Raw genomic sequence first — 24,025 nt, forward strand, 5'->3', positions numbered from 1 at the left:
ATAATTATCCTCTCTAATTATTTATATTTATTTATTTAATAAAAAGTTTTTAAGTTTATTAAAATCTGGATTTATATTATGTGATAATAAAGGTAAATTAATTCGATGTTTAAGTTCATTTGGTAAAATAACACTATTTTTTAAAATTTTTTCAACAGTATCTTTGAATTTAGATGGATGCGCTGTTCCTAAAAATATACCGTATTCATCTTCTTTTAATTGATCACTTAATAATCTATATGCAATTGCAGCATGTGGTTCAGAAGTATATCCAAGTTGGAAAAGTTCTTTAATTGTTTCTTTAGTATTTGTATCTGATACACTTCCAAATCTTAAATCATTTAAGTTCCAATTATTTCTACGAAATAATTCTTCAATTCTAGGCCAATTATTTGGTTGACTAATATCCATAGCATTAGAAATTGTAGATATAGTTTTTTTGGGTTTCCATTGTTTATTTTGTAAAAATCTTGGAACAGTATCATTTGCATTTGTGCATGCTATAAAAGATTTAATCGGTAAACCAAGAGATTTTGCTAGCAATCCAGCTGTTAAATTTCCAAAATTACCACATGGAACAGATATAACTAAATTTTCTCTCTTTTTTTCTGTAATTAATGAAAAAGCTTCAAAATAATAACATATTTGTGCTAATAAACGACTTATGTTAATAGAATTAGCTGAATTTAAACCTATTAATTCTTTTAGTTTTTTATCATCGAAAGCTTTTTTAACTAAATTTTGACAATCATCAAAACTACCATTAATTGATATAGTTGTTATATTTTCTCCTAATGTACAAAATAATTGTTCTTGTAGTAAACTAATTTTTCCTTTCGGGTATAAAATAATTACTCGAATATTTTTCATTTTATAAAATGCGTGTGCAACTGCAGCACCAGTATCTCCTGATGTTGCAGTTAAAATAGTAAAATTTTCATTTTTTTTATTTAGATGAAATATCATTTGAGCCATAAAACGGGCTCCAAAATCTTTAAATGCTAATGTTGGTCCATGAAATAATTCAAAACAACTTATATTTTTATTAATTGAAACTTTTAATGGTTTTTTAAAAGAAAATGCTTTTTTTACATGTTTATATAATATATTTTTAGATATTTCAGAATCGATAAATTTAGAAAGTATTTCAGTACTTCTTGTAATAAAATCCATTTTTAGCATTTCTGATAATTCAAAAGGTGTAATAGTTGGTATTTTTACTGGAAAAAACAATCCTTGTTGTTGTCCTAGTCCAAGTTTTACAGCAGTTTCAAAGTTAACTTGTTCACTATGATTTTTTAAATTATAAAGTTTCATCTTTTATCCTATTTTTCGAGCACCTTTTATATCTATATAACAAATATGAACAAATCCCGTTTTATTTTGTAAATAGTTTTTTGTTAACCACTCAGATATTTTTTTAGCAATTTTAATATTTTCTGCAACAGCAAAAATTGTTGGTCCTGAACCAGATATACCGCAACTTATAGCCCCTAATTTTTGAATATTTTGTTTATTTTCAGTAAATTTAGGTAATAATTTACTACGATATGGTTCTGCTATAGATTCTTTCATGCATCTTGCTGCTAAATGAGATTGTTGAGTATATGATGCATGAATGAAACTAGCTAAATAACGACTATTTGTAATACAAATATCTTTTGTGTATTTTTTAGGTAAAATTTTTCTTGCTTCTGCAGTAGATAATTTTACTCCTGGCCAAGCTACTATCCAAAACCAATTTTTAAAATTTGGTATTGTTTGACTAATTATTTTAGAGTCGTCTATGATTAATTGTAAACCTCCCAGATAAGATGGAGCAACATTATCATAATGAATACTTCCTGATATTTCCCCTTCAACTTCACCCATAAGTAATAGTAGTTCTTTTGAATTTAATGGGTTGTTAAAAATTTCATTTATTGCAACTAAAGTAGAAACAACAGAACAAGCACTAGATCCTAGTCCTGATCCAATTGGTAAATTTTTTTCTAAAATTATTGAAACCGGAATGTTTTTTTTTATTAATTTACAAAATTTATACCAACATTTCCAAACAATATTTTGTTCGTGGTTTATAGGTAATTGATGAGAAAACGTTCCTTTATTAACTAATTGAAAATTTTCTGATAATTTTATTGTGATACAATCACCTAATAAACTACCATTTATTGGTTTAATAGCTGCACCTAAAATATCAAATCCAACTCCAACATTACCAATAGAAGCTGGTGCATAAATTTTAATCATTACTGTACTCCACACTGACGTTTATAATATTATACGTAGTAGGTCGGAAAATACTCCAGAGGCAGTAACATCGTTACCAGCACCATATCCTCTTAATACGAGAGGAATCGGTTGATAATAATTTGTATAAAATGTCAGTGCGTTTTCGCCGTTTTTAACTTTGTATAATGGATTATCACTATTTATTTCTTCAATTTTTACTGAACATTTTCCTCCTTTTTCTATTGTTCCTACAAAACGTAATACTTTTCCTATATTTCTTGCTTTTCTCACTCTTTCTACGAAAGAAATATCTATTTCCTTTAATTTATTTAAAAATTCTTTAGTATTTTTACATTTTTGAAAATTTTTAGGTAATATTGGTTCAATTTCAATATCTTCTAATTCTATTTTATATCCTACTTCACGTGCTAAAATTAACAATTTTCTAGCAACATCTATTCCTGATAAATCATCACATGGGTTTGGTTCTGTAAAACCTAAATCTTTCGCTTTTTTAGTAGCATCTGATAATAAAATATTTTCTTCTAGTTTTCCGAATATAAAAGATAAAGAACCAGATAATATGCCTTTAAAGCAAATTAAATTATCACCTGTATTAACTAGATTTTGTAATGTTTGTATGATAGGTAATCCTGCCCCAACATTAGTTTCATATAAAAATTTTTTATTTTCTTTTAATGTAGTGTTTCTAATATCGTTATAGTATTTTAACGAGCTAGTATTAGCTTTTTTATTTGATGTAATTACATGGAATCCTTTCGAAAAAAAATTAATATATTGTTGAGATAAAATTTCATCTGAAGTGCAATCGATTACAACAGAATTTAAAAAAGAATTCTCTTTCAATAATTTATTTAATATTTCAAGATTAAATTGTTTTTTCGATTCTTGAAAATGTTTTTCCCAATTTTTTAAATCAATTAAATCATTTAAAAATAATATTTTTTTAGAATTTGAGATAGTACGAATTTTTATTTCTATATTTTTATTTTCTAAAAAATTTTTTTGTTTTAATATTTGTTTTATTAATGTTCTTCCTACCCCACCTATACCAAGTAAAAAAACATTTATAATTTTTTTATTATAAAACAATGTATTATGAATATTTTGAAGGCTTTTTAACACATTTTCTTTTTTAATTACTACTGATATAGAATGTTTTGAAGATCCCTGAGAAATTGCAAGAACATTAACTTTAGATTTTCCTAAAGCACAAAAAATTTTTGACGCAATATCATATTTTTGAGAAATATTAAAACCGATTATAGATAATATAGACAAATTACTAATTATATGAATACTATTCAATAGTTTTTCTTTTAATTCAGATTTAAATAATTTATTTAATATAAAAAGAATTTTTTGCGAGTCTTTTTCTAGAGTGCAAAAGCTAAAATTATTTTTAGATGATGATTGAGTAATTAATATAATATTGATATTTTCTTTTTCAAATAAATTAAATATACGTGGAAGTACATCATTTTTTTGTTTTAATAAACAACCAGACATTGTAAACATTACAATATTATCTAAATTAGTTACACCTTTTAAAATATTATTTTGATTACAATCATTATTTTTACAAATCAATGTACCTTGAGATTGAATATTCGAAGTATTTTTAATGATGCATGGAATATTAAAGTTTTTAAGTGGCTCAATAGTTTTTGGATGTAATACCTTAGCTCCAAAATATGATAATTCCATTGCTTCTTCATATGATATTGATTTTAGTAATGAAGTATTGGATATTTTTTTTGGGTCTGAAGTCAAAACACCATCAACATCTGTCCAGATTTCGCATAAATTAGCATTTAAACAACAAGCTAATATTGCTGCAGAATAATCTGATCCGTTACGTCCTAATATTACTAATTCATTTTTTTTGTTACCTGCAATAAAACCTGCCATTAAAATAATATTATTTTTATTTATGTTTATTTTACTAATACGTTTTTTAGATTCATTTATATCCACTGCAGAGTTTAAAAAATTTCCTATAGATACAATATTTTCAACAGGATCTATAATAGTAATTTGATGATTTCTAGATATTAATATATTTTTCATGATCCAAATAGAAAGTATTTCTCCACGAGAAATTATAATAGCTTGTATATTTTCAGGATATTTTTTAAATGATTTAAAATCATGTACAATTTTTTTTAATTTGTTAAATTCTATTTTAATTATTTGTTTTGTTTCTTCATATAAAAAATAAGATTGTATTTTTTTGATATTTCTTATTATTTCAATAAATATCTTTTCTGCAAGATCAATTTGTTCTAATATTTTATTAATATTGATATCATTTTCAATAATATTAACTAGATAGTTAGTTATTTTAGCTGGAGCAGAAAGAACTGTTGCAACTTGTTCATTATTTTGATTTTTTTCTATAATATCAGCTACACATAAAAATTTTTCTGCATTAGCTAACGAAGTTCCACCAAATTTTAATAGTTTCATATTTTATGAATCCTTAAATTTATTTCATAAAAAAATTATATTGTTTACAATTTATTTTTTGTTAAAAATATATCACTCCTAAATTTATATGAGTTTATTTATAGTAAACTAGAACAGTTATTCTATTGCGATAAGATTATAAATAGATATTAATATTCTTATGTAATACCTTGAGAGGTAAAACTAATCAATGATGAAAGTAATTTAATTAATTTGTTAGGTAGTTTTTTAATAAGAATTAGATTTGTAATTGAAAATATATTTAAATTTTTTATCATTAGTATAACTTATATTTTATATGTTATTAATTTTATCATAAAATTAGTTTATTTTTTTTGAAATAATTTTAGAACATAACAACTTATTATCAGTAATTTTTTATATTTATAAATAATTTTTAAATAATAAAATTATTTATTGATATATTTATATTAAAATGCATATTTTAAAGATATAACATAAATAAAAAAAAACAGAATTATTTTAAATAAAATACCGAATAAGTGTTATTAAATATAATAATTTTTATAACATAATGATTATTATTATTGCAATAGTTTAAAAAATAAATATTCAATTTTTAATTTTGTATTAAAATCTTATCTATTACATATACTTTTTGTTTTTCTTACAGATCAATTAGATAATTTTTAGTATAATATAACTATAATTTAAATTAAAAACTTAGTTAATATTATGAAACATATTATTAAAGTTATTTTTTCTGAAAAAGAATTAGGTATTCGTGTTCATGAATTAGGGCAAGAAATTACTAAAAAATACAAGAATAGCGAAAACAAAATGATATTAATTGCTTTATTACGTGGTTCATTTGTATTTATAGCAGATTTATGTCGTAGTATTCAAATTGAGCATGAAGTTGATTTTATGACTACTTCTAGTTATGGACGTGGAATTATATCTAGTGGGGATGTAAAAATTATAAAAGATTTAGATGAAGATATTTATAATAAAAATGTTTTAATTGTTGAAGATATTATTGATTCTGGAAAAACCTTAAGTAAGGTATTGGGTATTTTAAAATTAAGAAATCCAAAATCTTTATCAATTTGCACACTTTTAGATAAACCTGAATGTCGTGAAGTAAATATTAATGTTGATTTTATAGGTTTTTCTATACCTGACGATTTTATAGTTGGTTATGGAATAGATTATGCACAATGTTATCGTTATTTACCATATATTGGTAAAGTAGTATTTAAAAAATAAGATATTTATTTTAATGTGGTAATATAAATTTTTTATTATCAATCAAACGAGTACTACCTAACCATACAGATGCAAGAATAATGTTGTTTTTATTTTTTTTATAAAAAATATCTAGTGTTTTAGAATTATATACGTTAAATATATCAACTAGAAATCCCTTTTTTGTTAAAGACATTTTTGCAAAATTAATAGTTTCATATAATTGATTTCCATTGTTTTTAATAATAATATTTATTGTATCTTTTATAGTTTTATATAAAAAAGGTGCTTTTTTAAGTTCTAAATCATTTAAATATTTATTTCTCGAACTAAAAGCTAATCCATTTTCTAATCGAATTGTAGGTGAGCTAATGACTTTTATTGGATAATTTAATTCTTTAACAAAAGTTTTTATAATTAATAATTGTTGATAATCTTTTTCGCCAAAAAATGCAAAATTAGGTTGTATTAAATTAAATAATTTTCCAATTATTGTCGTTACACCTATAAAATGTCCAGGTCTTGATTTTCCTTCAATAATTTTCGATAATTTAGGTACTTGAATATATGTATGCATATTTGTACCATTAGGATAAATTTCAGATATTTTAGGAGCAAATAAAATTTCTATTTTTTCGTTTTTTAATATTAAACAGTCTTTTAAAAAAGTTTGAGGGTATTTTTTAAAATCTAATGAGTTTTCAAATTGCATAGGATTAATAAAAATACTGACTATAACAATATCTACATATTTTTTAGCTAGTATAATTAAATTTATATGACCTAAATGCAAGTTGCCCATTGTAGGTACTAATCCTATTTTTTTTTGTTTTTTTTTAAAAAATTGAATTTTTTTATATAAATTATCTATTGTTTTTATTATGTACATGATATTCCTATTTATAGAATAGTTGATTTTTTTTAAAAGCTATATTTTTCATTAGGAAAAATACCATTTTTTACTTCACTAATATATGTTTTAATTGCATTTTGAATACTTCCATTATTCAAAAGAAAGTTTTTTACAAATTTCATCTGTTTTCCTTCAGTAATTCCCAAGAGATCTTGCATTACTAGTATTTGTCCATCTGTATAATTTCCAGCTCCTATTCCAATTACTGGTATCGATAATTTTTCAGTTATTTTTTTTGCTAATCTTGAAGGAATACACTCTAATACTAACATTTTAATTCCAGCATCTTCGAGTGATAAAGCTTCTTCTATAATTCTATTTGCATCTTTTTCGGTTGTTCCCTGAACTTGATAACCACTCAAATAATTTATATGTTGAGGAGTTAGTCCTATATGGCCACATACTAATATTGATTGATTTGACAGTTCTTTGATAATATTAATTAAATATTTGCCACCTTCTATTTTAATCATATTAGCACCAGATTGAATAATTTTTGAAGTATTTTGTAATGTCTGGTTAATTTGATAATAAGACATAAATGGCAAATCAGATATTAAAAAAACATTAGGAGCACCTTTTCTAACTGCTTTTGTATGATATTCAATATTTTCAACTGTTACAGGTATAGTTGAATTGTGACCTTGAATTGTCATACCGAGAGAATCTCCAACAAGTATAACTGGAATTCCTTGGTTTGAAAATAATTTGGCAAAACTAAAATCATAAGCTGTAATTGCAGCAAATTTATTTTTTTTATTTTTCCAATTTTGTAATGTAGAGATATTAATAGATTGCATATTAAACCTAATTTTTTAACAATTTAATTGTGATATAGATTTATCAAAGGATACTCGAGATAATTTGATATATCAATCGAATATCCTAATCTATATCATACTACCCAGACATTTGTTTTTCTCTAATCTCTGCCAATGTTTTACAATCAATACATAAGCTGGCAGTTGGTCTAGCTTCTAAACGACGTATTCCAATTTCAATTCCACAAGAATTACAATAACCAAAATCATTATTTTTTATTTTTTTTAAAGTTGTTTCAATTTTTTTTATTAATTTACGACTTCTATCTCGATTGCGTAATTCCAAACTAAATTCTTCTTCTTGTGTAGCTCGATCAATAGGATCTGGAAAATTAGTAGATTTATCTTGTATATATAGTAGAGTATGATTAATTTCAAATTTTAACTGGTTCTTCCATGTTTCAAGAATTTTTTTAAAATGTAACATTTGTTTTTGATTCATATATTGTTCATCTAATGTTTTTTGATAAGGTTTTAAACCAGCAATAGAAAGAACATTTAAAGAAGATTTTTTTTTTTGTTTTTCTTTTTCCATAATGTTTTCCTAATAAAAATTTTATAATAAAATTTATTATTTTTTAAATTAATAAGTATATTATAAATAAATTATAAATATTTTTATATGTAATATATTTTATTTTTTATAAAAATTTTCATTTTATACGCAGTATATTTATTAAATTATTAATAACTGATTTTAACACAAACTTTAATTAAATAGGCTTTATAAAATTATAGATTTATTTGATTATAATATTAATGTATTTGTATAAGTGAGGAACATTTTCAGATGATACAAAAAAAAATAAAAAAATTTGCTTTAGGAGTTGAGTATAATGGAGAATATTACCATGGTTGGCAACGTCAAAAAACATGTTCTTCCGTTCAACAAGAAGTTGAAGAGTCTTTATCTAAAATCGCAAATCATAAAATTAATGTTATTTGTGCTGGTCGAACAGATTCTGGTGTTCATAGTATAGGACAAGTTGTTCATTTTGAAACGACTTCTATTAGAAGTGAATATGCATGGACAGTAGGAGTTAATAATTATTTATCTAAAAATATTTCAATTAAATGGGCCAAAGAAGTTCCTGATTATTTTAATGCGCGTTATAGTGCTATTCAACGTACTTATCGTTATTTAATATATAATGATATTTGTCGTTCTAGTATTTTATATAAACAATCGAATCATATTCATAAATATTTGAATGTTTTTAAAATGCATTCTGAAGCACAGCATTTATTAGGAAATCATGATTTTTCTTCTTTTCAAGCATTAGGTTGTCAATCTTATTCTTCTTATAGAGAAATAAAAAAAATAAATGTTTTTCGTATAAATAATTGCGTTATTATTGATATTACAGCAAATTCTTTTTTATATCATATGGTTCGAAATATTGTTGGTTCTTTAATTCAAATTAATTCTATAAAAAAAGAAAATATTATTAAAGATTTATTAAAAAAAAAAATCGAAGATATGCAGGCCCTACTGCTGCAGCTAAAGGTTTGTACTTATTATCTGTTCAATATCCTTCGTGTTTTAATTTACCAATATCTGACGATATTTTGTTAAAATATAATCATGTGTTTTTTAAATAAATTTTCTATTTATTTAAGTTTTAAATAAAATATAATTTTCAATATAAATATTTAATGAATAAGGTCTTTAATGTATATGAATAAAAAAAAAGCAAAATCATTAAGACAAATTTTTATTTTAATATTGATTTTAATAATTTTTTATGGTTTTTTTTTATACATAAAGATAAGTCATTTAATTAATGGTAAAGTGTGGGATTTTCCTACTTCAATATATAGTCGTATAATAAATTTAGAACCAGGTGCTTTATTTTCTCAAAAAGAAATTGAAACTTTTTTAAAAAGTACAATGTATAAAAAAGTTGATAACATTATGCTTCCTGGAGAATACAGCGTATACAATAATAATATAGAATTTATACGTCGTTCGTTTGATTTTCCTGATATTAAAGAAAATGAACTTCATGTAAAATTAGTTTTTAATGCAAATTCTTTATTAAAAATTCAAAATATTGAAAATTATAGGGATTTTAATTTTTTTCGATTAGAACCAAAATTAATAAGCATGTTAAATTCTTTTAAGGGAAAAAATCGTATTTTTCTTCCTCGATCTAAATATCCCATGATTTTAATTAAAACATTGTTAGCAATTGAAGATAGAAATTTTTATAAACATGATGGAATTAATATAACATCTATTTTTAGAGCACTGTTAGTTAATATTATGGCAGGTAAAACAATACAAGGAGGTAGTACACTAACTCAACAACTAGTTAAAAATCTTTTTTTAACAAATACTCGTTCAATATGGAGAAAAATGAACGAGATGTACATGGCTTTAATTTTAGATTGCTTTTATAAAAAAGATCGAATTTTAGAATTATACTTAAATGAAGTTTATTTAGGACAAGATGGTAATGAGCAAATTCGAGGTTTTCCACTTGCGAGTCTTTATTATTTTGGAAGACCAATTGATGAATTAAATTTAGATGAGTACGCTTTATTAGTTGGTATGGTAAAAGGAGCATCTTTATATAATCCTTGGAGTAATCCAGAATTTGCTTTACATAGAAGAAATTTAGTTTTATTAACTTTATATAATCAAAGACTAATTACGAAGAAAACTTATATAAAATTATCTAAAAGACCTTTAAAAATTCATCCACAAGGATTTATAATTTCAGATTACCCTGATTTTTTACAGCTTGTTCAAATGGAAATAAAACAAAAATTAAAAAATAAAATTCAAAATTTATCAGGTTTAAAAATATTTACTACTTTAGATTATTTGTCACAAAATGCTATTGAAAAAGCTGTTCAAGTAAGTATGCCTTTATTAAATAAGAAAAAAAAATTGCATGATTTAGAAATTGCTATGATTGTAGTAGATAAATTTAATGGTGAAATTAACGCAATTATTGGTAGTTCTTATCCAAAATTTCATGGTTATAATCGTGCTTTACAAGCACGTCGTTCTATTGGATCTCTATCTAAACCTGTTACTTATTTAAAAGCTTTATCTAATCCAAAAAAATATCATTTGAACACTTGGATACCTGATTATCCTATTGCAATTAAATTAAAAAATGGTAAATATTGGATTCCAAAAAATAATAACAGTCAATTTAATGGACAAGTAACTCTTTTGGAAGCATTAACTAATTCTATTAATATACCTATAGTTAATTTAAGTATTGATATAGGTTTGAATTCATTAATAAAACATTGGGATCATCTAGGTATTTCTAGAAAATATTTAATGTCGTTACCTTCAATATCTTTAGGATCTATTAATTTAACGCCCATTGAAGTTGCTCAAATTTTTCAAATTATTTCGAATAAAGGTTATAAATCATTGTTGTCTTCAGTGAGATTTATTGTATCTGATGATGGTAAAACATTATATCAAAGTTTACCAAAATCTGAAAATGTAGTTTCTTCTGAGGCATCATATTTAACTATTTATGGTATGCAAAAAGTTGTAAATTGTGGAACAGCTAGATCTTTAGGAGCTTTATTTAAAAATTTTTCTTTAGCTGGTAAAACTGGTACTACAAATAATTTGGTAGATAGTTGGTTTGTAGGAGTAGATGGAAAACAAATTGTAATTACTTGGATAGGACGAGATAATAATAAATCAACTAAATTATATGGTTCCTCTGGTGCTATGCGAGTATATCAAAAATATCTTGAATATCAACAACCAACACCATTGATATTAAATCCTCCTAAAAATATTCATATATTTTATATGAATGAAACTGGAAAACTATTCTATAAAAAAAATCAAGAATATACAAAACCTTTACCAATATGGTTTTTAAATACTGAAAATTTATATAACCAAAACATGTATTTAAAAAACTTTTCCGAAGAAGATAAAAAATATAAAAAAAATTTTTTACTTTGGATAAAAAGTTTGTTTATATAATTTTTTTTGATATTAATTATTTTAAATAAATAAATTTAAAATTTAATCAATGTTTAAAACTAAATTGATTTATTTATTATAAATTTTATAAATGTTATTAACTTTCAGTAAAAATATAATTTGAGAATTACAACATGTTAATTAAATTTTTAAAAAAAATTTTTGGGAATTATAATAATCGTATTTTAAAAAAATACAATAAAATTGTTTCTGAAATTAATCACTTAGAAAAAACTTTTGAACAACATTCAGATATACAGCTTCAAAAATACACTAAATTGTTTCAATTACGATTAGAAAAAGGGGAGCATTTAAATAATTTATTAGTAGAATCTTTTGCTGTGGTTAGAGAAGCAAGCAAACGTGTTTTTAATATGCGTCATTTTGATGTTCAAATTCTTGGAGGAATAGTTTTAAACAAGCAATGTATTGCAGAAATGAGAACAGGTGAAGGAAAAACTTTAACATCTACCCTGCCTGCTTATCTAAATGCTTTATCTGGAAAAGGTGTGCATATAGTTACAATGAATGACTATCTTGCAGAAAGAGATGCTAAAAAAAATACTCCATTATTTGAATTTCTTGGATTATCAGTTGGATTAAATTTATCTGAAATGTCTTTTCCTCAAAAGAAATATGCTTATTCTTGTGATATTACGTATGGTACAAATAACGAATATGGATTTGATTATTTACGTGATAATATGATTTTTTCTGAGGAAGAACGAGTTCAACGTCAATTAAATTATGCATTAATTGATGAAGTAGATTCTATTTTAATAGATGAGGCTAGAACACCTTTAATTATTTCGGGTCCTTCAGAAGATAGTTCTTTCTTATACAAAGAAATTAATAAAATAGTACCACTTTTAATTTCTCAGACAAAAGAAGATTCTGAAGAATTTCAAGGTCAAGGTCATTTTTCAGTAGATGAGAAAACAAAACAAATCTATTTAACTGAAAGAGGATTAATTGAAATTGAAAAATTATTAATTACAAAAAAATTAATGAAAAAAAATGAATCATTATATTCTTCAAAGAATATTATATTAATGCATCATGTTATATCAGCTTTACGTGCTAATAAATTATTTATTCGAGATGTTGATTATCTTGTAAAAAATAATAGTGTAATTATTGTAGATGAACATACAGGTAGAACTATGCCGGGAAGAAGATGGTCAGATGGATTACATCAGGCTATAGAAGCAAAAGAGCAAGTTGCTATAAAAAACGAAAATCAAACTTTAGCTTCTATTACTTTTCAAAATTATTTTCGTTTGTATAAAAAAATAGCAGGCATGACAGGTACTGCTGAAACTGAAGCATTCGAATTTAGTGCTATTTATAATTTAGATACAATTGTTATACCTACAAATAAACCAATGATAAGAAAAGATCTACCTGATTTAGTTTATATGACTGAAATGGAAAAAATACATGCTATTTTAAAAGATATTCAAAATTGTATTCAAAATAATCAACCTGTTTTAGTTGGAACAGTATCTATTGAAAAATCAGAAGTTATTTCAAAAAAATTAAAAGAGTTAAATATTAAACATAGTGTTTTAAATGCAAAGTTTCATGCACAAGAAGCTGAAATTATAGCTCAAGCTGGAAAATCTAAATCAGTAACAATTGCTACTAATATGGCAGGAAGAGGCACTGATATAGTCTTAGGAGGTAGTATAGATGCGAAATTAAATAAAAAAATGTCTTTAAACGAAATTGAAATAATTAAAGAAAAATGGCAAAAAGAACATGATTCAGTTGTATTATCTGGAGGTTTACATATTATTGGTACTGAGCGTCATGAATCACGTCGTATTGATAACCAGTTAAGAGGACGTTCGGGTCGTCAAGGAGACAGTGGTTCTTCTCGTTTTTATTTATCTATGGAAGACTCATTAATGAGAATTTTTATATCTGAAAAAATCATTAATATGATGCGTAAACTAGGTTTATCTGTAAATGAAGCAATCGAACATCCTTGGGTTACTAAAGCAATTGAAAATGCTCAAAAAAAAGTAGAAAATAGAAATTTTGATATTAGGAAACAATTATTAGAATATGATGATGTTTATAATGAACAACGTCGTATAATTTATACTCAACGTAATAAATTAATTAATTCAAAAAATATAAAAAATATTATTAATGATATTTTAATAGATGTATTAAACTGTACAATTAAACAATATATAAATAAAAAAATACAAAAAAATGATTGGAAAATTTTAGATTTAGAAAAAAAATTAAATATTGAATTTAATATATATGCGCCAATTTTAGATTGGATAAAAAAAGACTCTAATTTAAATTTAGATAGTATTATAGAACGAATTATTAACATTGCAAAAACAAACTATACAAATAAAGAAATTTTTATCGGTTGCTCTAATATGAGGAAAATTGAAAAATCTATTATGTTACAAACATTAGATGACCTTTGGAAAGATCATTTATCAGCTATGAATTATTTAAGACAAGGTATTCATCTTCGTGGTTATGCACAAAAAGATCCTAAACAAGAATATAAAAGGGAATCTTTTAATATGTTCTCTAACATGTTAGATTTATTAAAATATGAAGTTGTATCTTTTCTTAGTAAATTTAATGTATCGTATACAAAAAATTATTTTGATTTAAAAAATAGTTCAGATAAATCATTAGATAAGATTAAAATTGGAAGAAATACATTATGTTTTTGTGGATCTAATAAAAAGTATAAATACTGTCATGGAATTTTATAATTTTAATTTAAATAATATTTTATGAATTATATAAAAATTGCAATTGGTATTATTCTAAAAAAAAATAAAGTCTATATTACTAAAGCAAATAAAATTAAATATAAGACAAATGTATGGGAATTTCCAGGTGGAAAAGTTAAAAAAAATGAAAACATTATATGTGCATTAAAACGTGAATTATTAGAAGAAGTAGGAATTAGTACATTGAATTTTAAATTTTTTCAATATAAAAAAATTTATTGCAAAAATAATAAATTATATTTTTTTTTAATTAATAAATGGATAGGAAAGGTACATAGTAAAGAAGGATATAATTATAAATGGGTACACTTAAAAAAATTAAAATTTTATGAATTTCCAACTGCTAATTATATTATTATAAAAAATTTGAATACACTAAATATAAATTTATATTTTTTAATATAGTTTGGTTAAATAATTTTTTTTTAAAATTAGTTTTTTTGATTTTTTTTTAATTTTATAAATATTAAATAAATATGTATAAAAACAATTTAAATAATTTACATATATATTTAATTTTTGAATATTTTTACTTTTATTAAAGATAATATCATCTGAAATAAAAATTCTTTTATTTCTACTAGTTTGTTGGTAAATTATATTTTTTGCTTGATATACATTAATTTTATCTCGTATCATAATACGTTTTATTTGAGTTCTTACAGGGGTATCAACTAAAAGAATGCGATGTGCTATTTTATCTAGTTTTTTTTCGACAAGTAATGGAACTACCCATAAGCACCAAATTGATTTTACTAATTTAATTTGTCGTTTACTTTCTTTGTATATTTCAGGAATTAATATATTTTCTAACCATAGCTTATCTTTCTTATTATTAAAAATACATTGTTTAAGTAATCTTCGATTTATTGAATGATCAAAATTTAATATACGTTTTCCAAATTTTTTTTTAATAGAATTAAATATTTTTATATTTTTTTCTATTATTTCTTTTGCAATAATATCAGTATCAATAATATTAATACCTATTTTTTTGAAGCCATTAGAAATAGTAGTTTTTCCACTACAAATCCCCCCAGTAAGTGCTACAATATAAGTCATAATAATTTTATTCGAGTTAATATTGAAGAAAATTAGATATTTATTATGTTAATAAAATATATCTATATTAAGATTTTTATATTTTTTATAGGACATTAATTTTATGCGTATTGAAGAAGATATTAAATTAGGTTTTAAAGATGTTTTAATTAGACCTAAAAGATCTACTTTAAAAAGTCGTTCTGAAGTTGATCTTATTCGTTTTTTTACTTTTAAATATTCTAATAAAAAATGGTCTGGTATTCCAATTATTGCTGCAAATATGGATACTATTGGAACATTTTCAATGGCTTCATCTTTATCAAATTTTAACATATTAACTGCAATACATAAATATTATTCTTTTAATGAATGGAAGAATTTTGTTAATAAATCTTCAAATCAAGTATTAAAGTACGTTATTGTATCCATTGGAACATCTGATTTAGATTTTTTAAAAATTCAACAAATTTTTTCATTGTCTTCAGAATTAAAATATATTTGTATTGATGTTGCTAATGGTTATTCTGAACATTTTGTTTCTTTTTTAAAAAAGATAAGAAGTACATTTCCTAATAAAATTATTTGTGCTGGTAATGTTGTTACTGGAGAAATGGTTGAAGAACTAATTTTATCTGGAGCTGATATAGTTAAAGTTGGTATTGGGCCAGGTTCAGTATGTACTACAAGAGTTAAAACAGGAGTAGGTTATCCACAGCTTTCAGCTATTATAGAATGTGCAGATGCTGCACATGGATTAAATGGACAAATTATTAGCGATGGAGGTTGCATCGTTTCTGGAGATATAGCTAAAGCCTTTGGAGGTGGTGCAGATTTTGTAATGTTAGGAGGTATGTTATCAGGACATTATGAATGTTCTGGAAAAATTATTAAAGAAAATTTAAAAAAATTTATGTTATTTTATGGTATGAGTTCAACTTCTGCAATGAAGCGTTATTCTGGTCAAATTCGAGGGTATCGAGCTTCAGAAGGAAAAACAGTAAAAATACCTTTTCGTGGAAATGTTGATATAACTATACGTGATATTTTAGGTGGTCTTAGATCTGCTTGTACTTACGTAGGTGCTCAAAAATTAAAAGAGTTAACTAAAAGAACTACATTTATTAAGGTGAACGAGCAAGAAAATTGTGTTTTTAATAATTTTACATATTAAAATTAATTATATTATATATTTTAAAAAATTTAAAATAATAAAATCAATAAAATTAATTATTTTATAGTTAATTTTATTGATTTTTTTTAGAAATTAATAATTAATTATTTTATAAAAATAATAAATTTTATTTGCAAATATTTTATTATATTAAAAAATAACAATCAATATAATATTTTTAATTTAATATAAATTATATCATTGAAAATAATAAAATAATATATAAGGAACTTATACCATGTCAGAAAATTTATATGATGACGTGGATCCAATTGAAACTAATGATTGGGTACAATCAATTGAATCTGTTATTCAAAAAGAAGGTCTAGAAAGAGCTCGTTTTTTAATCGAAAAAGTTTTAAAGCAATCTAAAATAAATAAATCAGATTTTTTTAAATGTTTTTTTACGAGTGATTATATTAATACAATTAATGATGAAGATGAAATTGAATATCCTGGCGATTTAATTTTAGAAAAAAAAATTCGTTCTGCTATTCGTTGGAATGCTATCATGATGGTATTACGTGCATCTAAAAAAAACCTAGAATTAGGAGGACATTTATCTTCTTTTCAATCCTCTGCAACTATATATGAAGTTTGCTTTAATCATTTTTTTCGTGCTAAAAATAATCATGATGGAGGTGATCTAGTTTATTTTCAAGGTCATATTTCTCCTGGTATTTATGCTCGATCATTTTTAGAAGGTAGATTATCTATACAACAATTAGATAATTTTAGACAAGAAGTTGATGGTAATGGATTATCTTCTTATCCCCATCCTAAATTAATGCCAAATTTTTGGCAGTTTCCTACTGTTTCTATGGGATTAGGTCCTATTTTTTCTATTTATCAAGCAAAATTTTTAAAATACCTTCAAAATCGTGAGTTAAAAGATACAGAGCACCAAACAGTTTATGCTTTTTTAGGCGATGGTGAGATGGATGAACCTGAATCTAAAGGGGCTATTTCTATTGCAGTTCGAGAAAAATTAGATAATTTAATTTTTATAATAAATTGTAATTTACAAAGATTAGATGGCCCAGTTATGGGAAATGGTAAAATTATTAACGAATTAGAAAGTTTTTTTTATGGTGCGGGCTGGGAAGTAATAAAAGTAATATGGGGTGGAAAATGGGATAATTTGCTTAAAAAAGATAAAACTGGAAAGTTAGTTCAATTAATGAACGAAACAATAGATGGTGATTATCAAACATTAAAATCAAAAAATGGAGCTTATGTTAGAAAAAATTTTTTTGGTAAATATAAAGAAACATTAGAATTAGTTAAAAACATGACAGATGAAGAAATATGGAATTTAAATCGAGGTGGTCATGATCCTAAAAAAATGTTTAATGCAATAATTAAAGCTAAAGAAACTAAAGGAAAACCGACAGTTATTTTAGCACATACTATAAAAGGATATGGTATGGGTATTATTGCAGAAGGTAAAAATATCGCACATCAAATAAAAAAAATAAATATCAATGGAATTATGTATATTAGAGATCGTTTTAATATTCCTATATCTAACGAGAAAATCGAAGAATTACCTTATGTGAAATTTGAACAAAATTCTAAAGAATATTTCTATATTCAAAATCAAAGAAAAAAACTAGGTGGTTATATTCCATTTCGATTATCTAAATTTACAAAAAAATTAAACCTTCCAAATTTAATAGATTTTAAATCATTGTTAGAAGAACAAAAAAAACATATTTCTACTACTATTGCCTTTATTCGAGTTTTAAACTTAATTTTAAAAAATAATTCTATTAAACATTTGATTGTGCCTATTATTGCTGATGAAGCACGTACTTTTGGAATGGAAGGTTTGTTTAGACAAATTGGAATTTACAGTTCTAATGGACAGAAATATACTCCTCAAGATCGTGAACAATTAGCATATTATAAAGAAGAGAAAACAGGACAAATATTACAAGAAGGGATTAATGAATTAGGTGCTGCTTCATCTTGGCTTGCTGCAGCAACTTCATACAGTACTAATGATTTTCCTATGATTCCTTTTTATATTTATTATTCTATATTTGGTTTTCAACGAATTGGTGATCTTTTTTGGGCTGCAGGAGATCAACAAGCAAGAGGTTTTTTAATTGGTGGAACATCAGGAAGAACAACTTTAAACGGAGAGGGTTTGCAACATGAAGATGGTCATAGTCATATACAGTCTTTAACGATCCCTAATTGTATTTCTTATGATCCAGCCTTCGCTTATGAGGTTGCTGTGATTATACAAGATGGTTTAAGAAGAATGTATGGTTCTCTTCAAGAAAATATATATTATTATATTACTACAATTAATGAAAGTTATTATATGCCAGCTATGCCTAAAGGAGTAGAAGAAGGAATTTGCAAAGGAATTTATAAATTAAAAACATTATATTCTAATGCATTAAAAATACAATTAATAGGTTCTGGAGCTATTTTACGTTGTATATGTGAAGCAGGTGAGATTTTATCTAATGATTATTATATAACTACTGATATTTATAGTGTAACTTCTTTTACTGAATTAGCTAGAGATGGAGAGGAATGCACACGATGGAATATGCTGCATCCAAATAAAAAAAAGAAAATTCCTTATATAAAACAAATTATGAATAAAGCACCTACTATTGCTGCTACTGATTATATGAAATTATTCGCAGAACAAGTACGTCATTATATTCCTTCGAAGGAATATTACGTATTAGGTACAGATGGTTTTGGACGATCAGATAGCCGTGATAAGTTACGTGATCATTTTGAAGTTAGCGCTCATTATATTGTAATAGCAGCTTTAAGTTTATTAGCTAAATCAAATAACATAAATCAACAGATAGTAGAAGATGCAATTGTTAAGTTTAATATAAATGCAGATAAAATTAATCCACGTTTAGCTTAAGGGGTGAAATAAAGTGCATATTGAAGTTAAAATGCCTGATGTTGGTTTAGATGAAGTAGAAGTAATAGAAATATTAGTTAAGTTAAATGAAGAAGTACAAATAGAACAAGGATTGATTAGTGTAGAAGGTGAAAAGTCTTCTATGGAAATACCTTCTCCTATATCTGGAATAGTAAAAGAAATAAAAGTAAAAGTTGGAGATAAAGTAGTTACTGATTCTATGATAATGATTTTTAAAACTAGCGATACTGAATCTAATAATCAAAAAAAAGTAGATGTTAACGTTTCTAAAATTGAATCACCTACTATTGATACTATAATTAATACTGAAAATAATATAGTACATGCAACACCATCAGTAAGACGATTAGCGCGTGATTTAAACATTGATTTAAATCATATTATAGGTTCTGGCCGGAAAAATCGTATTTTAAAGAATGATATTGAATTATATACAAAAAGTATATTAAATCATTCAAAGAAACCTCAAGTAGAAAAGATTAAAATAAATAATTTACAAAAAGTTATTGGGAATAATTTACATAATAATTGGGTAAATATACCTCATGTAACACAATTTGATGAAGTCAATATTACTACATTAGAGGAATTTAGAAAAAATTATAATTATGAAGAATTTAAAAAAGATAATAATTATAATAATATTACTATATTAGTTTTTATTATAAAAGCAGTATCGCATGCATTATTAAAATTTCCAATTTTTAATAGTTCTTTATCTATAGATAAAAAAACAATTATTTTAAAAAAATACGTTAATATTGGTATCGCTGTAGAGATTGAAAATGGATTACTTGTTCCAGTATTAAAAAATGTTAATAAAAAAAATATTATAAACATATCATCTGAATTAATATTACTTTCTAATAAAGCACGTAAAAATAGATTAAATAAGTTAGATACTCAAGATAGTTGTTTTACAATTTCAAATTTAGGAGGCATTGGAGGATATTGGTTTACACCAATTATTAATGCTCCTGAGGTTGCAATTCTTGGAGTTTCACAAGCAATTATTAAACCTACTTGGAATGGTAGTAATTTTATTCCATCTTTAATACTACCTTTATCTTTATCTTATGATCATCGTGTTATTAATGGAGCAGACGCGGCTCGTTTTATTTCTTTTCTTAAAAAATTATTATCTGATATTAGATTGTTAGTTATGTGATTTTATACTAATAAAATATTTTTTATAAAATTAATTATTAAAGAGGCTCAAATGCATCAAAAAATTCAAGCAGAAGTTGTAGTATTAGGGTCAGGACCTGCCGGTTATTCTGCAGCTTTTCGATGTGCTGATTTAGGTTTAGATACAATCTTAATAGAACGTTATGAAAAACTAGGTGGTGTTTGCTTAAATGTTGGATGTATTCCTTCAAAATCTTTGTTACACATAGCTAAAGTAATCAAAGACGCAGAAGAATTATCTCAATCAGGTGTATTTTTTAAAAAACCGTCTATTGATATTCAAAAAATTCAAGGTTGGAAAAAACATATTATTGATAAACTAACGAATGGTTTATACAATATTAGTAATAAAAGAAATATAAAATTTATTCAAGGAATAGGTTATTTTGAAAATGAAAATAATATTATTGTAGAAAATAATGAGAATAAATTAAACGTATGTTTTAAATATGCAATTATTGCAACTGGTTCAAGTCCAATCAAAATACCTTCATTTCCAATTAAAGATGATAGAATTTGGGATTCTACAGATGCATTATCACTAAAAAACATTCCTAATCGTTTTTTAATTGTAGGCGGAGGAATTATTGGTTTAGAAATGGCAACAATATATAGTGCATTAGGATCACATGTAGATATTGTAGATCGTTTTAATACATTGCTTCCTGTAGTTGATCAAGATATTTCTGAAACGTATATTAAATCTATTAATAACAGATTTAATATATTTTTAAATACTCATATTCAAGCCGTGGAATCAAAAGACAATGCTTTAATTGTTTCAATGCAGTGCGATAATAAATATCATAATAATTCCTATGATAACATATTAGTTGCAATAGGAAGAAGTCCTAATATTAAAAATTTAGAATTAGATAATATTGGTGTTAAATTAAATGATTCTGGTTTTATTCAAGTAGATAATCAATTACGAACTAATATATCTAATATTTATGCCATTGGTGATGTAATAGGATTTCCGATGTTAGCCCATAAAGCAATCCATCAGTCTCATATTGTAGCTGAAGTAATTTCTGGTAAAAATCATTATTATGAACCTAAAGTTATTCCTTCAGTAGCTTACACTGATCCTGAAATTGCTTGGGTGGGTCTTAACGAAAAAGATGCTATAAAATCTGGTATTGATTATGAAGTAGCTATTTTTCCTTGGAACGCTTCTGGAAGAGCAAATGCTTCAAATTGTACAATGGGGATAACAAAATTAATTTTTAATAGTCAAAACCACCAGATTATCGGGGGAGCTATAGTAGGTATAAATGCTGGGGAATTGATTAATGAGATTACACTTGCAATTGAAATGGGATGTGATGCAGAAGATCTTTCTCTGACTATTCATGCACATCCTACTTTAAGTGAATCAATTTGTTTAGCATCAGATATTTTTCGAGGAACAATAACAGATTTATTAAATACAAAAAAAAATGTTATCAAATAATATTTGATATAATTCTTTTAAAAGAATTATATCAAATATTAAATTGTTCTTGAATATATATAAAATTATATTAATTTATATTAATTTATATTGATTCTATCATTGGAATATTTCTCCCATGATATATCTCTCTCATTTCTTTCCATAGTAAATCAATAATATATAAACGTTCTTTTTGAGATAAATCCATTACATTAATATTAAATAGATAATTTTGTAAATGAAATTCCCTTAATAACATTCTAGTGTGAAAAATATTTTCTTGGTATACATTTACATCAACCATTTCGTACATAGATTTAATATTATTAGACATAAAGTTTTGAATAGAGTTAATTTTATGATCAATAAAATGTTTTATTCCATCGATATCTCTGGTAAATCCTCTAACACGATATTCAATTGTTACGATATCTGATTCTAATTGATTTATAAGATAATTTAATGCGTTAAGTGGAGATATTATTCCACAAGTTGAAACTTCAATATCTGCACGAAAAGTGCAAATTCCACTTTGAGGATGACTTTCAGGATATGTATGAACACAAATATGACTTTTATCTAGATGAGCTAGAACAGAAGATGAAATGATATTATTATTTTTTTTTTCAATATTGACTGTATCTAAATTTATTGGTTCCTCACATACTAATATAGTTACGCTAGCGCCTTGTGGATCATAATCTTGATGAAATATGTTTAAAACATTAGCACCAATAATTGAACATGTTTTTTTTAATATCTTAGTTAATCGAACAGCGTTATATTGTTCATCAATATATTCAATGTAGCTGTTTCTCGAATTATTAGTATTTGCATAACAAATATCATAGATACAAAAACTTAGGCTTTTAGTCAAATTATTAAAGCCATATAATTTTAGTTTTTGCAATTTAATTACTCTCCTATCACAGGATTTTTAACTTTTATCTAATGTATTAATTATATATTGAGGTAAAGCAAAGCTACTTATGTGTATTTGAGGATTATAATAGTTAAAAATTAATTTTGTTTTTTTTATGCGAGATATTAATTGTTCAAGAGTAATCAATCGTAATTTTATATTATCAGAACCCCATGCAAACATCATTGCTCCCCCATAATAAGTAGGAATTGTTGCTTGATAAAAAGTAGTATCATGAAAATATTTTTTTAAATTTTTATAAGTTGATATAATTTCATTTATTTGAAAAAAAGAAATTCCATTTTGTGCTACAAAAATACCATTTTTTTTAAGATTTTTTTTGCAATTTAAATAAAAATCTGGAAAAAATAAACTTTCTCCAGATCCTACTGGATCAGTAGAATCAGATATGATTAAATCAAATTTTTTGTTTGTATTTTTAACAAAATTTAGTCCATCATCAATAATCAATTGTAGACGAGCATCTTCATACGCATTATTACTATGATTTGGAAAGTATTTCTTACATAAATTAATAATATTAATATCAATTTCTACCATCGTAATGCTATTAATACTTTTATGTTTACATATTTCTCTTAATATACCTCCATCGCCTCCACCTATTATCAATACATCTTTGATAAATCCATGAGAAAATATAGGTACATGACTTAACATTTCATGATATATAAATTCATCCTTTTCCGTAGTTTGAACAATATCATCTATAGTCATTATTTTACCCATAACTAAGTTATCAAATATTTTAATATCATGGTATTTATTTTTTTTTTGATATAATATTTTATCAATTAAAAAATATTGTCCTAGATGACAATGAAGTTTTTCATGCCATATTTGTTTGTTAATCATGGTATTTTTGCCCTTAAATATCAATAATAAATTATTTAGCAATTGATTGTA

At 24.3% G+C, this 24,025-nt stretch carries 17 protein-coding genes and 1 pseudogene; 9 read left to right on the forward strand and 9 right to left on the reverse strand.

Features of this window, described 5'->3' with window-relative positions:
* Positions 1–27 precede the first annotated feature (27 nt).
* Genes thrC through thrA form a run of 3 tightly spaced genes read right to left on the reverse strand, consistent with a single transcriptional unit; the run spans position 28 to position 4,722 of the window.
* Positions 28–1,317: a threonine synthase gene (gene thrC, locus D9V62_RS00985; protein ID WP_158339957.1), complete on the reverse strand. Its 1,290-nt coding sequence runs from the start codon at positions 1,315–1,317 to the stop codon at positions 28–30.
* 3 nt (positions 1,318–1,320) lie between these two features.
* Positions 1,321–2,250, reverse strand: coding sequence for a homoserine kinase (gene thrB / locus D9V62_RS00990; protein WP_158339958.1), 930 nt, complete (start codon positions 2,248–2,250; stop codon positions 1,321–1,323).
* A gap of 21 nt (positions 2,251–2,271) precedes the next feature.
* Positions 2,272–4,722 (reverse strand): bifunctional aspartate kinase/homoserine dehydrogenase I, encoded by a 2,451-nt coding sequence (gene thrA / locus D9V62_RS00995; RefSeq protein ID WP_158339959.1) that lies wholly within the window; start codon positions 4,720–4,722, stop codon positions 2,272–2,274.
* A gap of 696 nt (positions 4,723–5,418) precedes the next feature.
* Between thrA and hpt the strand changes: the two genes are divergently transcribed.
* Entirely contained in the window at positions 5,419–5,952 is a 534-nt protein-coding gene (gene hpt, locus D9V62_RS01000; protein ID WP_158339960.1) for a hypoxanthine phosphoribosyltransferase, read from the forward strand.
* A 10-nt stretch (positions 5,953–5,962) separates the two neighbouring features.
* Here hpt and panC read toward each other — a convergent pair whose 3' ends face one another.
* From panC to dksA, 3 genes are all read right to left on the reverse strand, one after another.
* On the reverse strand, positions 5,963–6,820 hold the full coding sequence (panC, locus tag D9V62_RS01005; protein WP_158339961.1) for a pantoate--beta-alanine ligase: 858 nt from the start codon (positions 6,818–6,820) through the stop codon (positions 5,963–5,965).
* Between the two features lie 32 nt (positions 6,821–6,852).
* Positions 6,853–7,644 carry a 3-methyl-2-oxobutanoate hydroxymethyltransferase gene (gene panB / locus D9V62_RS01010; protein ID WP_158339962.1) on the reverse strand — a complete coding sequence of 264 codons (792 nt, stop codon included), beginning with the start codon at positions 7,642–7,644 and terminating at the stop codon, positions 6,853–6,855.
* A gap of 100 nt (positions 7,645–7,744) precedes the next feature.
* On the reverse strand, positions 7,745–8,200 hold the full coding sequence (gene dksA / locus D9V62_RS01015) for an RNA polymerase-binding protein DksA (RefSeq protein ID WP_158339963.1): 456 nt from the start codon (positions 8,198–8,200) through the stop codon (positions 7,745–7,747).
* Between the two features lie 255 nt (positions 8,201–8,455).
* On the opposite strand from dksA, the pseudogene truA reads away from it, so the two are divergent.
* From truA to D9V62_RS01035, 4 genes and pseudogenes are all read left to right on the forward strand, one after another.
* Positions 8,456–9,267, forward strand: a pseudogene (truA, locus tag D9V62_RS01020) (tRNA pseudouridine(38-40) synthase TruA).
* Between the two features lie 76 nt (positions 9,268–9,343).
* Complete coding sequence (gene mrcB / locus D9V62_RS01025) at positions 9,344–11,638, forward strand: penicillin-binding protein 1B (protein WP_261979507.1); 2,295 nt, start codon at positions 9,344–9,346, stop codon at positions 11,636–11,638.
* 134 nt (positions 11,639–11,772) lie between these two features.
* On the forward strand, positions 11,773–14,391 hold the full coding sequence (secA, locus tag D9V62_RS01030) for a preprotein translocase subunit SecA (RefSeq protein WP_158339965.1): 2,619 nt from the start codon (positions 11,773–11,775) through the stop codon (positions 14,389–14,391).
* Positions 14,392–14,412: 21 nt separating this feature from the next.
* Complete coding sequence (locus tag D9V62_RS01035) at positions 14,413–14,817, forward strand: NUDIX domain-containing protein (RefSeq protein WP_158339966.1); 405 nt, start codon at positions 14,413–14,415, stop codon at positions 14,815–14,817.
* Here the strand turns inward: D9V62_RS01035 and coaE are convergent.
* A complete protein-coding gene (gene coaE, locus D9V62_RS01040; RefSeq protein WP_158339967.1) occupies positions 14,809–15,474 on the reverse strand; it encodes a dephospho-CoA kinase in 666 nt (221 codons plus the stop codon). The two genes, D9V62_RS01035 and coaE, sit on opposite strands and share 9 nt — an antisense overlap.
* 103 nt (positions 15,475–15,577) lie before the next feature.
* Between coaE and D9V62_RS01045 the strand changes: the two genes are divergently transcribed.
* The 4 genes from D9V62_RS01045 to lpdA all read left to right on the forward strand — a co-directional run bounded on the left by D9V62_RS01045 (position 15,578) and on the right by lpdA (position 22,194).
* A complete protein-coding gene (locus D9V62_RS01045) occupies positions 15,578–16,627 on the forward strand; it encodes a GMP reductase (protein ID WP_158339968.1) in 1,050 nt (349 codons plus the stop codon).
* Positions 16,628–16,865: 238 nt separating this feature from the next.
* Entirely contained in the window at positions 16,866–19,529 is a 2,664-nt protein-coding gene (gene aceE / locus D9V62_RS01050) for a pyruvate dehydrogenase (acetyl-transferring), homodimeric type (protein ID WP_158339969.1), read from the forward strand.
* 13 nt (positions 19,530–19,542) lie between these two features.
* Positions 19,543–20,718, forward strand: coding sequence for a 2-oxo acid dehydrogenase subunit E2 (locus D9V62_RS01055; protein ID WP_261979508.1), 1,176 nt, complete (start codon positions 19,543–19,545; stop codon positions 20,716–20,718).
* Positions 20,719–20,769: 51 nt separating this feature from the next.
* On the forward strand, positions 20,770–22,194 hold the full coding sequence (gene lpdA / locus D9V62_RS01060; protein WP_158339970.1) for a dihydrolipoyl dehydrogenase: 1,425 nt from the start codon (positions 20,770–20,772) through the stop codon (positions 22,192–22,194).
* 85 nt (positions 22,195–22,279) lie between these two features.
* Here lpdA and speD read toward each other — a convergent pair whose 3' ends face one another.
* Together speD and speE are read right to left on the reverse strand one after the other, a co-directional pair.
* Positions 22,280–23,086 (reverse strand): adenosylmethionine decarboxylase, encoded by an 807-nt coding sequence (gene speD, locus D9V62_RS01065; RefSeq protein WP_158339971.1) that lies wholly within the window; start codon positions 23,084–23,086, stop codon positions 22,280–22,282.
* Positions 23,087–23,113: 27 nt separating this feature from the next.
* Complete coding sequence (gene speE / locus D9V62_RS01070) at positions 23,114–23,974, reverse strand: polyamine aminopropyltransferase (protein ID WP_158339972.1); 861 nt, start codon at positions 23,972–23,974, stop codon at positions 23,114–23,116.
* Positions 23,975–24,025 lie beyond the last annotated feature (51 nt).

This window comes from Buchnera aphidicola (Aphis helianthi) (assembly GCF_005083845.1).
GTDB lineage: Bacteria > Pseudomonadota > Gammaproteobacteria > Enterobacterales > Enterobacteriaceae > Buchnera > Buchnera aphidicola_AW.